Source organism: Albimonas sp. (assembly GCF_055129145.1).
Genome location: NZ_JBSRTQ010000118.1, coordinates 1 through 13598 on the forward strand (window position 1 = coordinate 1; position 13598 = coordinate 13598).

14 protein-coding genes and 2 pseudogenes are annotated in these 13598 nt (G+C 70.1%); 4 read left to right on the top strand and 12 right to left on the bottom strand.

What is annotated here, in order from left to right:
- The 3 genes from ACTB72_RS16180 to ACTB72_RS16190 all read right to left on the bottom strand — a co-directional run.
- Nucleotides 1-192, bottom strand: a 192-nt coding sequence (locus ACTB72_RS16180; RefSeq protein WP_463038039.1) for a cold-shock protein, incomplete at its 3' end; no start/stop codon positions are given.
- Between the two features lie 748 nt (nucleotides 193-940).
- Entirely contained in the window at nucleotides 941-3235 is a 2295-nt protein-coding gene (locus tag ACTB72_RS16185) for a xanthine dehydrogenase family protein molybdopterin-binding subunit (RefSeq protein ID WP_463038040.1), read from the bottom strand.
- 140 nt (nucleotides 3236-3375) lie between these two features.
- Nucleotides 3376-4554: an iron-containing alcohol dehydrogenase gene (locus ACTB72_RS16190; protein WP_463038041.1), complete on the bottom strand. Its 1179-nt coding sequence runs from the start codon at nucleotides 4552-4554 to the stop codon at nucleotides 3376-3378.
- Nucleotides 4555-4754: 200 nt separating this feature from the next.
- Between ACTB72_RS16190 and ACTB72_RS16195 the strand changes: the two genes are divergently transcribed.
- Nucleotides 4755-5399, top strand: coding sequence for a TetR/AcrR family transcriptional regulator (locus tag ACTB72_RS16195; RefSeq protein WP_463038042.1), 645 nt, complete (start codon nucleotides 4755-4757; stop codon nucleotides 5397-5399).
- Nucleotides 5400-5536: 137 nt separating this feature from the next.
- Nucleotides 5537-6649 carry an AbrB family transcriptional regulator gene (locus ACTB72_RS16200; protein WP_463038043.1) on the top strand — a complete coding sequence of 371 codons (1113 nt, stop codon included), beginning with the start codon at nucleotides 5537-5539 and terminating at the stop codon, nucleotides 6647-6649.
- On the opposite strand, the gene ACTB72_RS16205 is transcribed toward ACTB72_RS16200, so the two are convergent.
- Nucleotides 6570-7304, bottom strand: coding sequence for an enoyl-CoA hydratase/isomerase family protein (locus ACTB72_RS16205; protein WP_463038044.1), 735 nt, complete (start codon nucleotides 7302-7304; stop codon nucleotides 6570-6572). The two genes, ACTB72_RS16200 and ACTB72_RS16205, sit on opposite strands and share 80 nt — an antisense overlap.
- On the bottom strand, nucleotides 7301-7726 hold the full coding sequence (locus tag ACTB72_RS16210; RefSeq protein ID WP_463038045.1) for a thiolase family protein: 426 nt from the start codon (nucleotides 7724-7726) through the stop codon (nucleotides 7301-7303). Before ACTB72_RS16210 ends, ACTB72_RS16205 begins: the two co-directional genes overlap by 4 nt.
- 277 nt (nucleotides 7727-8003) lie before the next feature.
- On the opposite strand from ACTB72_RS16210, the gene ACTB72_RS16215 reads away from it, so the two are divergent.
- Nucleotides 8004-8444, top strand: a complete 441-nt coding sequence (locus tag ACTB72_RS16215; protein ID WP_463038046.1) for an SDR family NAD(P)-dependent oxidoreductase — start codon at nucleotides 8004-8006, stop codon at nucleotides 8442-8444.
- Entirely contained in the window at nucleotides 8366-8746 is a 381-nt protein-coding gene (locus ACTB72_RS16220; RefSeq protein ID WP_463038047.1) for an SDR family oxidoreductase, read from the top strand. Before ACTB72_RS16215 ends, ACTB72_RS16220 begins: the two co-directional genes overlap by 79 nt.
- Before the next feature lie 198 nt (nucleotides 8747-8944).
- Here ACTB72_RS16220 and ACTB72_RS16225 read toward each other — a convergent pair whose 3' ends face one another.
- The 7 genes and pseudogenes from ACTB72_RS16225 to ACTB72_RS16255 form a co-directional block, all read right to left on the bottom strand.
- Nucleotides 8945-9160: a hypothetical protein gene (locus ACTB72_RS16225; RefSeq protein WP_463038048.1), complete on the bottom strand. Its 216-nt coding sequence runs from the start codon at nucleotides 9158-9160 to the stop codon at nucleotides 8945-8947.
- On the bottom strand, nucleotides 9151-9390 hold the full coding sequence (locus tag ACTB72_RS16230; RefSeq protein ID WP_463038049.1) for a hypothetical protein: 240 nt from the start codon (nucleotides 9388-9390) through the stop codon (nucleotides 9151-9153). The genes ACTB72_RS16225 and ACTB72_RS16230 overlap by 10 nt, the downstream gene beginning before the upstream one ends.
- Nucleotides 9391-9422: 32 nt before the next feature.
- Nucleotides 9423-10298, bottom strand: a pseudogene (locus ACTB72_RS16235) (CoA-binding protein); the annotation flags it as partial.
- A 42-nt stretch (nucleotides 10299-10340) separates the two neighbouring features.
- Nucleotides 10341-11126: pseudogene (locus ACTB72_RS16240) on the bottom strand (acyl-CoA dehydrogenase family protein).
- A 129-nt stretch (nucleotides 11127-11255) separates the two neighbouring features.
- Complete coding sequence (locus ACTB72_RS16245; RefSeq protein ID WP_463038050.1) at nucleotides 11256-11495, bottom strand: acyl-CoA dehydrogenase family protein; 240 nt, start codon at nucleotides 11493-11495, stop codon at nucleotides 11256-11258.
- A gap of 148 nt (nucleotides 11496-11643) precedes the next feature.
- Nucleotides 11644-12957, bottom strand: coding sequence for a TRAP transporter large permease (locus ACTB72_RS16250; RefSeq protein ID WP_463038051.1), 1314 nt, complete (start codon nucleotides 12955-12957; stop codon nucleotides 11644-11646).
- Nucleotides 12957-13523 carry a TRAP transporter small permease subunit gene (locus tag ACTB72_RS16255; protein ID WP_463038052.1) on the bottom strand — a complete coding sequence of 189 codons (567 nt, stop codon included), beginning with the start codon at nucleotides 13521-13523 and terminating at the stop codon, nucleotides 12957-12959. The genes ACTB72_RS16250 and ACTB72_RS16255 overlap by 1 nt, the downstream gene beginning before the upstream one ends.
- Nucleotides 13524-13598: the final 75 nt, after the last annotated feature.

A 13598-nucleotide genomic window follows, 5' to 3' on the forward strand; every position in this document is an offset into this window, starting at 1 on the left:
CACGGCCGAGGACTTGCCCCGACGCTGGTCGACTTCGATCTCGAAGCCGATCTTCTGGCCCTCGTCGAGGCCGTTCAGGCCCGAACGCTCGACCGCGGAAATGTGGACGAACACGTCGGCGCCGCCCTCATCGGGCGCGATGAAGCCGTAGCCCTTGGTGCCGTTGAACCACTTTACAGTACCCGTAGCCATCGAGATGTCTCCTTTATTCGGGTGAGCGCGCAGGCGAGCGGGTGGGGACGCCCGCTGCGAGGGGGAACGCGTCCGCGTCGCGCCGGGAGGCGCGGGCGGCGGTCGCGAAGGGGTGAAGGCGGGTGTCCGCAGCGACGCAGGCCCGTGCCGGAGCGTCCCTGAAGGGACGGTCGGCCCCCTCGACGGAAGCCCGGCGATGGGCCCGGAGACGGGCCCGACGGGGAAAACTTGCGTGGTCGCTATTAAGGCTCGGCTCCACAGCGTGCGGAGGGAGGTCTAGGCCGGCGACGCGGTAAGCCGCGATTGACTTCAAGGGGGGTCTTTCGTCCGTCGTCCGCGCTGCGTTGGCCCTTCCAGGCCGCAGGGACGACCAATTTCATCTCCCGCGCCTGGCGGCGCGGCTCTCGACCGGCGGACTGTCCGATGACGTCCGATGCAGCCAGCTGATCGCCCCGAGCCAACGCTCTTTCGGGGATCGTCGTCCATCTGGCCGGATTGCCGCATGGACGTGCGCTGCTTCGATATTCCTAATCATGTTCGGCGAACTCTGGCAAACGAATTCGCCAGGCTTGCGAGGCGTTCGTAGCTGAGTCGCGGGAATCGCTGGCGATTTATTTCGCATGCGTCCTAAGTTCGGGTGGCGAAACCCGCGTTCAGGGCCGTTTCGACGGGCGAAAGGGGCACGCGGGCGGCAGGGAGATTCGCCCCCCGCCCGTCGCGCCACCGGACCGGGCCGGGTCAGACCGGCTCAGGCCCGCGCCGCCTGGATCGCCGCCCAGACCCGCTGCGGGCTCGCCGGCATCTCGAAGCTCGCGACGCCGAGACCCGCCAGCGCGTCGCAGACTGCGTTCATGCCCGCCACCAGCCCGCCGACCGAGCCGGCCTCGCCCACGCCCTTCACCCCGAGCGGATTGATCGCGGTGGGCGAGCCTTCCGAAAATCCGCAGTCATAGGCGGGCATGTCGCCCGCCCGGGGCATCGCGTAGTCCATGAAGGTCGCCGACAGCAGCTGGCCCTCGGCGTCGGTGCGCACCGCCTCGCACAGCACCTGGCCCAGCGCCTGGGCGACGCCGCCATGGATCTGCCCCTCGGCCATCTGCGGAAACAGGACGTGGCCGATGTCCTCCACCGCCGCGTAGCGGTCGATGCGGGTGACGCCGGTCTCGGGGTCGATCTCCACCTCGCAGACATGGCAGCCGTTGGGGTAGGTGGCGTCAGAGGGTTTGAATTCGCCCGAGCCCTCCAGCGCCACGGCCCGGGCCTCGGCGGCCTTGGCGACGTCGGCGAGGGAGATCGCGCGGTCGGTGCCCGCCACCCGGAAGGCGCCGGCGGCGTATTCGAGATCGGCCTCGGCCACCTCCAGCTCCTTCGCCGCCACGGCGCGGGCCTTGTCGAGCGCCTTGCGGATGCCGTCCGCCACCGCGGGGGCGCCGGTGGTCATCGCGGCCGAGCCGCCCATGCCCTTGCCGACCTCCATCGCCGCGGTGTCGCCCTGCACGTAGTCGATCAGGCCTTCGTCGATGCCCAGCTCGGCGGCGGCGAAGGCGGCGATCGCCGTCTCCAGCCCCTGCCCGGCCGACATCACGCCGGCGACGACCTTCACGCGGCCGTCGGCGCCGATGGCGATGCGGGAATAGTCGGAGCCGGCGTTGCCGAACGGGCCGCCCGCCACTTCGATGCAGTTGACGACGCCGAGGCCGCGGATGAGGCCGCGGGCCTCCGTGGCGGCCTTGCGGGCGGGGTAGCCGGCGAGGTCGGCGCGGGCGGCGGCCTCGTCCATCACCCTGGCGAAATCGCCGCTGTCATAGGTGAAGATGAAGCCGGTGTCGTAGGGGATCCTTTCGGCGGGGATCAGGTTGGCGCGGCGCAGCTCCACCGGGTCCATCCCCAGCTCGCGGGCGGCGACGTCGATCACCTGCTCGATGGCGAAGGTCGCCTCGGGGCGGCCGGCGCCGCGATAGGGGGCGGTGGGGGTGGAGTGGGAGAAGACGCCCACCGCCTCGCCGGCCGTTTCGGGGATCACGTAGACCCCCGAGACGCCGCCGAAGTTGAGGATGCCGACCAGCGAGCGACCCGAGGCGTAGGCCCCTATGCCAATGGTCAGCCGCACGCGCAGGGCGGTGAACTTGCCGGCGGCGTCCAGACCAAGCTCCGCGGTCGCGGTCATGTCGCGGCCGGGCTCGTCGGTCAGCATCGCCTCGGTCCGGTCGGCGGTCCAGCGGACCGGCGCACCCAGCTTGCGGGCGGCCCAGAACACCAGCACCTCTTCGCGCAGCGGCCCGGACTTCATGCCGAAGGAGCCGCCGACATCGGGGCCGACCACATGCACATGCTCCGCCGCCACGCCGAGCACCGCAGTCAGCGCGCCGCGCATGGCCGGCGCGTTCTGGATCGAGGCGTAGAGGGTGGTCGTGGTCGGGCCGGGGATCGCCAGCGCGCTCCTCGGCTCCATCGGCACGGCGGCGACGCGGGTGACGTGGCGGTGGATGCGCGCGACGTGGTGGGAGCCGGCGAGGGTCTCGCCCACCGCATCCCAGTCGCCCTTGTTCCACACATAGGCGATGTTGCCCGGGTGGTCGTCCCAGACCAGGGGCGCATCGGGTTCCTGGGCCGCGGCGCCATCGGGGGCGGCGGGGCGTTCGTCATAGTCGACCGCGATGACTTCGGCGGCGTCGAGCGCCTGCGACCGGCTCTTCGCCACCACCATCGCCACCGCCTCGCCCACGAAGCGGATGCGGTCGATGGCGAGGAACGGGCGCGGCGACTGGATCCAGGCCCCGCCATCCTTGCGGGGCAGCTTGAAGGGGGCGGCGAAGGGGGCGATCCCGTCGGCCTCCAGATCCTCGTGGGTGTAGATCGCCACCACGCCCGGCATATCGCGCGCCTCCGACACGTCCAGCCCCGACACCCCGGCCGATGCCATCGGCGCGCGCAGGAACACCGCGTGCAGCGCCCCTTCGGCGGCGATGTCGGAGGTGTAGCGCCCCCGGCCGGTGGTGAAGCGCAGGTCTTCGTGGCGGCCGCGGCGGGGGGAGTCGGTCATGGGGCAGCTCTCGCGATGGAAGCGCCGCCCCGACCGGGCGCGGGAGCACAGGGTTCAGGGCGGCGGAAAGGTTGGGCGGAGGCGCAGGCAACGCCGCGTGGAACCGGGGTGATCGTAAGGTTGGCGCATGAAACCGCGGATCAGAAGGCGAAGTCCAGAATTTCCTCGACATCGGCCGGGCCGGCGATGGGGCGGGGGTTCTTGGCGAGCGGCGGATAGCCGAGCGCGAGCTCGGCGAGGCGGGGGAGGTCTTCGCGCTTGAGGCCCGCATCGCGCAGCGTGGCGGGAACGCCGAGACGGGCGACCAGCTCGGCCATCAGCTCCCAGGCGGGCCTTGTCTCGTCGCCCAGCGCCCGGGCGAGGGCCAGCTGGCGGACGGCGTTGACCTCCGAATTCCAGCGCAGCACGGCGGGGAGCATGATGCAGGACGTATGGCCATGCGGCACGCCGAAGCCCGCGCCGAGCGCGTAGCCGATGCCATGGCTCGCGCCCGACCCCGCGCCGCCGTTCAGCGCCGAAATCGCCTGCCACATGCCGAACTGCCCGGCCTGGCGGGGGCCGAGATCGTCGGGCGCGGCGAGGATCGCGGGCAAGGCCGACGCCAGCGCCGCCGCCGCGCCCAGCGCGAAGAGGTCGGTCATCGGATTGGCGGTGGGGGAGCAATACGCCTCCGCCGCGTGATCCATCGCCCGCATGCCGGTGGAGAGCAGCAGGTCCATCGGGGTCGGCCGCGTCGCCTCGGGGTCCAGCACCACGGCGCGGGGGACGAGCGCGGGGGAGTTGTAGCCGGTCTTCGCCCCCTTCTCGACATTGGTGATGCCGGCGATGGGGGTGAATTCGGCGGCCGAAAGCGTGGTCGACACCGCGATGGCCCGGATCCCGCCGACGGGCGAGGACGCGCCATGGCCGGCGAAGGGGGCGCCCTGCTCGCGCAGCGCCTCGACGCTGTCGATGCCGAGCCAGAGGCACATCTGCACCGCCTTGGTGGCGTCGATGACCGAGCCGCCGCCGACCGGGATCAGCACGTCCGCCCCCGCGGCGCGGGCGGCGTTGGCCACCGCGACCACGTCGGCCTCGGGGCTGTGGGAGCGGATGTGGCCGTGCACGCCGACGCAGGCGTCGCCGAGGCCCGCGATGATCTTCGCGAGCGGCCCGTCGGGACCGCCGCGGGCGAGCGAGGCGGTGGAGGTCACGAAGGCGCGGGTCAGCCCTTCGCGCGCCATCTCCGCGCGCACCGCGTCGGCGGCGGGGAGGCCGAAAATCACCCGCTCCTGGGGGTGGATGCGGAAATGTCCGGTTGCGATCTCGGGCGCAGTCATCACCATGGCCTCTTCATCTGGGTTCGGAACGGCGGGGGCGGCGGCGTCATGGGCATTGGAACGCGGAAAATCTTCCGAAGGGAAGGTTTTGACGCGGGAAGCGGACGCGGAGGCCGCCGCTTCCACGCATATGGGCGATTCGGGCTCCGCGCTTGCGTGGCGGCCGGATCGGGCGCGACGCAAGCGCGGGGCCCGGCGGCATGAGCCGCGCCGCCCCGCCCCCGTCCGGCGCGCCGCCTGCGACGACGCCGACGCCGCGCCGTTCGCCGAAAGGCGACCGGCGGCGCAAGGAGCTGGTGGGCATCGCCACAAGGCTCTTCGCGGAGAAGGGTTTCGACAAGACCTCGCTGCAGGACATCGCCGACGAGGCGTCCCTGACCAAGGCGGCGGTCTACTACCACTTCCCCGACAAGGCGCGGCTCTATGAGGCCGTCGTGGTCTCGCGCCTGGCCGACAATTACGCGCAGGTGCTGGCCTCGGTCGATCTCGCCGACGCGCCGCTCGACAAGCTGGAGGCGTTCGTGCGCACCTCCGCCCGCCGGATCGACGAGGACCGGGCCGGCTGGGTCGCCTCGTCGTCGATCTACCGGGTGCTGGGGCCGCAGGACCTCGCGCCCGCGATCCGGGCCGGGCGCGACCGGCTGGAGCGGCTGCTGCGCGAGATCATCGAGACGGCGATCAAGGCCGGCGACCTGCGCGAGGTCGACCCCGCCATGCTGGGCCGGCTGATCTACGCCTCGCTCAACCACATCCCCCGCTGGCATTCCCCCGAAGGCCGGCTGACGGCGGAGATGGTGGCGATGCAATATCTCGACATGGTGATCGAGGGCGTGCGGATCCGCTGACCCCCCGCGGCCGGGCGCCGCGGCCCCCTAAACTTGCCGAGACGTAGAAACCCCGTCATCGTCGTTTCCGCAGCCCGGCGCCCGCGCCGAGCCGACCCGAATGCGCGACCCGCGCCCCCCCTCTTGACGGATGCGAGATGGACTGGCGCCGGTTCCAGATAGGCCCGCAGGAGATCCACACGGTCACTGCGCTGACGACCTTCGCCATCGGCTGCGCGGGCGGCGCGCTCGCCACCGTCGCGGGGGCGCCGCTGCCGATGCTGCTCGGCTCGGTGCTGGCGGTGGGGGTCGCGTCCTGGCTGGGGCTGCGGCCGGGCGGGCGGGATCCGGCGATGCCGATGGGGCTGCGGCTGTTCTTCGTGCCGATCATCGGGGTCTCCATCGGCAACGCCTTCACGCCCGCGATCTTCGCCGAGGCGCTCAACTGGTGGCCGACGCTGCTCGCGGCCTTCCTCTACATCCCGCTCGCCCACTATGTCGGCTATCGCAGCTATCGCATGATCGGCGGGCTCGACCCCTGCACCGCCTATTATTCGGCCGTGCCCGGCGGGCTGCTCGAGGTGATCATGATGGGGGACGAGGCCGGGGCCGACCGGCAGATGCTGACCGTCCTGCAGTTCATGCGGCTGATCCTGTGCATCATGCTGGTGCCGGTGGGGTTCCAGTTGTTCGAGGGGATGGCGGTGGGCTCGTCGGCCGGCGCGAGCATGGCCCGGCAGGGCGCTACGCTGGGGGCGGTCGACGTGGCGGTGCTGGCGGCGGCCGGGGTGATCGGGTTCTTCGGAGGCCGGCGGCTGAACTTGCCCGCGGCGGTCATCACCGGGCCGATCCTGGTATCGGGTCTCGTGCATCTGGTCGGGCTGACCGACGCGGCGCCGCCGGGCTGGTCGATCCAGCTGACCCAGCTGATCATCGGAACCACGCTCGGCACCCGCTTCGTGGGGGTGAAGTCGCGGCTGCTGGTCAAGGCGCTGCGGCTCGCCTTCGTCAACATCATCTTCACGCTGAGCCTCGCCATCGGGGCGGCGCTGCTGCTGGCGGGCTCGGTCGGCGAGATCCCCGAGGCGGTGGTGCTGGCCTTCGCGCCGGGCGGACTGGCCGAGATGTCGCTGATCGCGGTGTCGCTGCATATCTCGGTGATCTACGTGACCGCGCATCACATCCTGCGGATCATCCTGTCGGTGGCGGTGGCGAAGATCTTCGCGGGGCGGATCCCCCCGGGGCCGAACCTGCCGAAGGGCGCGGCCTGAGGGGGGGGCGGCGCGCGGTCGGTCTGCCCCCACCGATGCGGAGACCGCGCCGGCCATCGCCTTCCATCTGGCGAAGGGTCTCGAGCAGGCGGGCGATCCCCATTTCCGCATCGGGAACGTGGACGACCTGGACGACGTCCACGCCTGTCGGCCGGACCGATCCGCGCTCACACCCGCTTGAACACCGGCGGGCGCTTTTCGACGAAGGCGCGGAACCCCTCCTTTGCGGTCCTCGGAATTCACCATGATGGAGGCGGCGTAGCGCTCGTAGGCCGGCGTCGATGCCGACCTGCATCCCGGCATTCATGGCCTGCTTGGCGAAGGCGACGACGACGGCGAGCGGCGGTTGCGCGGCGATGCGTTTCGCCGGCGCCATCGCCGCGGGGCGCAGCTCGGCGAGGGACACGACCTTCGACACCAGGCCAAGCCGCAGGGCCTCGCCCGCGTCGAGCATGACGGAGGTGCAGGCCCGTTCCTTCGCCCGCGCCTCGCCCACCAGCCGGGTCAGCCGCTGGGCGCCGCCGGCGGCGGGGATGGCGTCGAGGCGGACCTCGGCGAGGCCCATCCGGGCATGGTCGGCGGCGTAGCGGATATCGGCGCACATCGCGATTTCGCGGCCCCCGCCCAGCGCCACGCCTTTGATCGCGGCGATCACCGGACGCTCGAAGGTCTCGATCCGGCGAACAGGTCATGCGTGTGTTGCTGGGCGACGAAATAGTCGAAGGCGGTGATCTGGCGGCCGTCCCACTCCTTGATATCCGCCCCGGCGCAGAACGCCTTGTCGCCGACGCCGGCCAGGTCCTCGGCGGTCAGGCCGCTTTCGCGTTTCAGGGTCCGGCAGAGAAGGGCGGATCTGGCCAGGGGGATATGGGCGGCGTCGGACAGGCGGTTGATCCCCTCCTTCGCCACCGCGCGCTTCTGGTCGCCGTGCTTGTCGACGCCGGGCGCCAGCGAAACATCCACCCGCCCCGACGCCACCTCGAGACAAGCGTCCGCGAAGGCGAAGGCGCCCGAGGCCGACGCGTTCTCCACCTGCTGCACCGCGAGCCCGGTGGACCCGATATGGCGGAAGAGCACGCGGCGGGCAGCCATAGGGCGTGGGCGGAAAGCCGAGCCCGTCGCAGGCGGCGCAGCGCGAGGCGCGAAGTTCGAATGTCGTCCCCCCGTGGGCCAGCGCGCAGAGGTCGGGTTTCTCAAGCTCCCTGGGCCGGCGCCTCCCTGTGGCGTTTCACATTTTTTACTCAAGCGTAGATTTCAAGGCGACGGACGAAATCCATTTGAGTATTGGTTCAGGGCCATTTTTCAGATTCATTGAACGATGAGCAATATTCGAACGCGGCAAGGAGAACCCCTCATGGATCTCCGAATCGAGGGCAAGGTGGTGGCGATCACCGGCGGCGGCGGGGCCATCGGCTCGGCCACCGGGCGGCTCTTCGCGGCGGAGGGGGCCCGCGTCGCGCTGCTCGACCTCAACCGCGAAGCGGCGGAGGCGGCGGCGGCGGAGATCGCGGCGGCGGGCGGAATCGCCATCGGGCTCGCGGTCGACATCCTCGACAAGGTCGCGGTCGGCGCGGCGATGGCGCAGGCTGAGGACGCGCTCGGCCCCATCGACGTGCTGGTCGACAATGCGGGCTTCTCGCGCGACAGGTATCTCACGAAGATGGAGGAGGACGACTGGGACATCGTCCACGGCGTGGTGCTGAAGGGCAGGTTCCATTGCTGCCGGGCGGCGCTGCCGGGGATGATGGCGCGGCGCCGGGGCCGGATCGTGAACATCGCCTCGATGGCTATCTGAGCAATGCGGGGCAGACCAACTATTCGCCCGCCAAGGCCGGGCTCGTGGGCCTGACCGCGGCGCTGGCGCGGGAAGCGGGCGGGTTCGACATCACCGTCAACGCCGTGGCCCCGGGGCTGGTGGCCACGCCGCGTCTGCGCGCCCGCAAGGATTTCGAGACGCTGGAGGCGCGGTCGAAAGCCCTCACCCCCCTGCCCCGGCTGCCGGAACCGGACGACATCGCCAAGGCGGTGCTGTTCCATGCCTCATCGCTGTCCGATTTCGTCTCGGCGCAGGCGATGCACGTGTCGGGCGGGCGCTGAGGCAGGGCGCGATTTTCGAAGCCTCCCCGGCGGAGCGCGCCACCTGGGGCGCGGTGGCGGGGATGCCGGCGGCGGAGAGCTCGGCCTTGCCCTCGGCCTCGGACAGCGTGGCGGTCGCCTCCGCCCCCGGCCTCTGGCCCGCGGTCAGCAGGGCGGGGATCCAGCCGGGATCGGCGCTCGCCCGCCACGCCCCATGATTCACCCAGCGCCGGACCGCCTTGGCCATGTTGCGCAGGGAGCGGAGGGGGTGAGGCCGGCGTCCGAAAAGACCTGGCAGCCCTCGCCCAGCCGGTCGGACATCCAGATCGGGCAGAGCGGCGTGTCGGTCTTCGCCTGCGCCGCCACCATCGGCCGGGCGGCGTTCGCGGTGAAGTCGCCGCAATCCATCGGGATCGGCAGCAGCATCAGGCCCACATTCGGGTCCTGCGCCACGCGGAGAAGGCGGAGGGATCGGAGATCGTCACCGAAGTCGTGTCGACCGGGTTCCCGAAGGCGGCGTAGTCTGGGAGCACGGCGCGGATGGCGCGGATGGCGCGGTCGGTCTCGGGCGCGAAGGTCGCCAATTCCAGCCCCGCCGCCCCCACATGGTCGGCGCAGAGCGACGCGGCGCCGCCGGACGAGGCGAAGACCGCGATCTTCTCCACCCCGTCGGGATCTTCCGGGCGAGGAGGGCGGCCATGTCGATGACTTCGTCGAGGTCGTCGACCTCAATCACCCCGAACTGGCGCAGGACGGCGGAATTGACCTCGGCCGAGCCGGTGATCGAGGCGATGTGCGAGGCCGCCGCCCGCGCCCCGCATTCCGAGCGGCCGACCGTCACGCCCACCACCGGCTTGCCCATGCGGGCGGCATGGGCCACGGCGGCGGCGAAGCGGGGGCCGTCCTTGATGCCCTCGATCAGCGTGGCGATGACGCGGACGCCAGGGTCGCCGGCCATTTGGTGGATGAAATCGGCGACCTGGAGGTCGGATTCGTTGCCCGAGAAGGACCACATGGCGATCCCCGCGCCGCGGTCCATCCCCCGCATCATGTTGCGTCCCCCCCCGCCCTGCGTCGCGAGCCCGATGGGGCCGGCGCGCAGGTCGTGGCGATAGGCGTGCGAGAAGGTCATGCCGATGCGGGCGTTGATGTTGACCAGCCCGGGGCAGTTGGGGCCATAAAGGCGGATTCCGGTTTCGCGCGCGATTTCGACCAGTCCGGTCTCCATCGCGCGTCCGGCATCGTCGGCCTCCGAAAAGCCCGAGGTCAGGATCACCGCGAAGGGCACGCCGCGCGCGCCTGCCTGGCGCACCGCCTCCGCCACGCCGGGGGCGGGGATCACGATCATCGCCCCCGGCGTCGCGGACAGCGAGGCGATGTCGGGGTGACAGGGCAGCCCGCGGATCTCGTCCTTGCTCGGGTTGACCAGATGCAGGTCCCCCTGGAAATCCGAATGATCCAGCAGGTTCGCGAGCATGTGCGCACCGATGGAATTCTCCCGGTCCGACGCGCCGACGAGGACGATGGAGGCGGGAGCGAAGAGGCGGGTCAGGTCCTGGAACGGATAGGTCATCGAGCGGGTCTCCTCCGCCGCGGCGGGGCTGGCGGGAAGCGGTCAGGAGATGGCGTTGATCCCGAGGATCTCGCGGCCCGCGATCAGGGTCTGGATCTCCGACGTGCCCTCGGGGATCATGCCGCCGCGGCTGTCGCGGAAGATGCGCCCGATCGGGTCGCCGACCGCGTAGCCGAGCCCGCCATGGACCTGCAGCGCGATGTCGGCGACCTCGAAGGCCGCGCCCGTGGCGTAGAGCTTTGCGATCGAGCAATCCTCGCGCGCCTCAAGCCCGCGGTCGAGCGCGGCGGCGTCGGGTCAGGAATGCGCGCGGGCGGCCTTCACCCGGATGGTCATGTCGACGATGTGCATTTGGACCAGTTGGAAGGACCCGATGGGCTTTGCGAACTGTTTTCGCGTCTTCGCGTGGTCGATGGAGAGGTCCAGCGCCGACTGCGCCGCGCCGACCGCGCCCATCGCGATGTTGACCCGGGCGGCGTTGAGGCCGGCGAGCGCGCCCGCAAGCGCGCGGCCCTCGGGCCCCAGACGGTTTTCGGCAGGCACGATCACGTCGTCGAAGGACAACTCCGCCGTGCCGGTGCAGCGCAGCACCATCTCCTCCACCGGCCGGGCCGAATAGCCTTTCATCGCGCGCTCGACGATGAAAGTCGAAAGCTTGCCGTCCTCGCAATCCGGCGAGCCGATCACCCGCGCCACGACCTGCGCGATGCCGGCGTTCGCCCCGTTGGCGATCCACAGCTTGCGGCCCGACAGCACGTCGTGGTCTCCCTTCCATACCGCGCGCGTCTCGACCCCTCGGACGTTGGAGCCGATGTCGGGTCCCGGCAAACCGGTGCAGACCTTCAGCCGGTTGGCGAGGATCGGCTTCAGCCAGCGGTCCTTCTGCTCCGCCGTGCCGTGGGTGGAGAGCTTCTGGATGGCGCCGTTGGTGATGTTGAGGATCGTGCGCAGGCTGCCTCAGCAATAGCCCGCCCGCTCCATCAGCATCCCCCAGGTGGCGCAAGGCAGGTCGTGGCCGCCGTAGGCCCCGGGGATGCGGCCGCCGAGATAGCCGAACGGCGCGAGCGCTCCGAGGATCTCGAAGGGGAAGGTCTTGGCGGCCTCGTGGGCGTCGATCAGGGGCGTGACGTTCCGGGCCGGCCAGCGACGCACCTGATCGTCGAGGAGCGCCTGCGCCTCGTCCAGAAACACCTTCATGAATCCGTCCCGATCCGCGCCTCGACGCGCACTTTCGAACGATCGGAACAAGTTTCCACTCCTCGACCAACAACCCCGGGTCGCCCCGAAACGAAACCGGCCCGGCGGAGGGATCCGCCGGGCCGGTTGGTCATGCCGCGCGTCGCCCCTACGGGAAGAACAGGGTCGGCAGGAACAGCGCGATCTGCGGGAACAGCACGATCAGGAACAGACCCAGCAAGGTGACCAGCACATAGGGAATGACCGAGATGTAGATGTCGCCCATGGTGACCTCCGGCGGCGCCACCCCCTTCAGATAGAACAGGTTGAAGCCGAAGGGCGGGGTCATGTAGCCGACCTCCATCATGATCACGAACAGGATGCCGAACCAGATCGGATCGAACCCGTTCGCCGCCACGATGGGCAGGAACACCGGCAGCGTGATCAGCATGATCCCGACCGGATCGAGCACCATGCCCAGGAAGAACAGCACCATCATCATGAAGGCGAGCCCGCCCCACTTGCCGCCGGGGATCAGCTCGACCACGCCCGAGATCAGCTCGGCCGCGCCCAGCGCCGTGTAGGCGGTGGAGAAGCCGTGCGCCGCGAACAGGATCCACATGATCATCGCGGTCAGCCGCAGGGTGGAGACCGCGGATTCCTTGATGTTCTGATAGGTCAGCTGACGGTTCACCGCCGAGGCGATGAGCGCGCCGAAGACGCCGATGGCCGCGGCCTCGGTCGGCGTGGCGAAGCCGCCGAAGATCGAGCCGAGCACGATGAACACGATGAACAACGGCAGCAGCACCGCCGACAGCGCCCGCAGCTTCGCGCCCCAGTCGCCGCGCTCCTCCTTCGGCAGGGCCGGGCCCATGGAGGGCTGGATGGCGCAGCGGATCAGGATGTAGACCGAGACCAGCACGAACAGCAGGATCCCCGGCCCGATGCCCGCGGCGAAGAGCTTGCCGACCGAGACCTCGGTCAGCAGGGCGTAGAGCACCATGAGGATGGACGGCGGAATGAGGATGCCCCAGCCGCCGCCGGCGTTGATCGCGCCGAGCGCCATCTTCGAGTCATAGCCGCGTTCCAGCATCCGCGGCAGGGCGATGGTGCCCATGGTGACCACCGCGGCGCCGGAGATGCCCGACATCGCCGCGAAGATCGCGCAGATCGCCACGGTGCCGATGGCGAGACCGCCGCGCAGGCCGCCCCACCACAGATGCATCATGTTGTAGAGATCCTTGGCGACCCCGGATTTCTCCAGCAGGAACGCCATGAACACGTAGAGCGGGATGGCGACCAGGGTGAAGTTGGTCATGTTGTCCCACATCTTCGACGCGATGATGTAGAACCCGACCTCGCCCATTTCGAAGTAGAGGAAGATGACCGAGACGCCGCCGAGGACGAAGGTCAGCGGCGCGCCGAGCATCAAAAACAGCAGCAGCGAGCCGAAGAACAGGAGGGTGAGGATCTCGACGCTCATCAGTGGCCGCCTCCATCGGAGACTTTCGCTCCGTACACGTCTTCAGGCACAGGCAGGCCCATGATGGTCCGGATATCGGCGACCAGGCGCACGACGCCCTGGGCCAGCAGCAGCGACGCCGCGATCGGGATGAACAGCTTCACCGGCCACAGCACGGGTTTCCACACGGAGTTCGACCGCTCGATCCGGTGCGGCCGCATCTGCGGCCAGTCGATGGCGTCGAGGAACAGGCCGACCGATTGCCAGAGCAGGACGATCACGAACAGGAAGAACAGGAACGAGGTCGCGACATCGACTGTGGCCTTCTTCTTCGGGTTGAACCGGCCGTAGATGATGTCGACGTTGACGTGCCCGCGCTCGGCCAGCAGGAAGCCGCCGGCGAGAATGCCATAGACGCCGAACACGAGCTGCGCGAGCTCGGACGACCAGGACAGGGGACGCCCGGCGACGTAGCGCATGACCACGTCGCAGAGCAGAAGCAGGAACAGCGGCACCACGATCCACGCGGTGAACTTGCCGATCCCCCGGTTGATGCGTGTGACGGTTCTGGCGAATGCGGTGAACATTCATCCCTCGACTGACAGGGCGCAGGCGCCCGCGAAGGGGCCGCGCCGGAAGGCGGGTCGCGCCCCTTGGGAGAG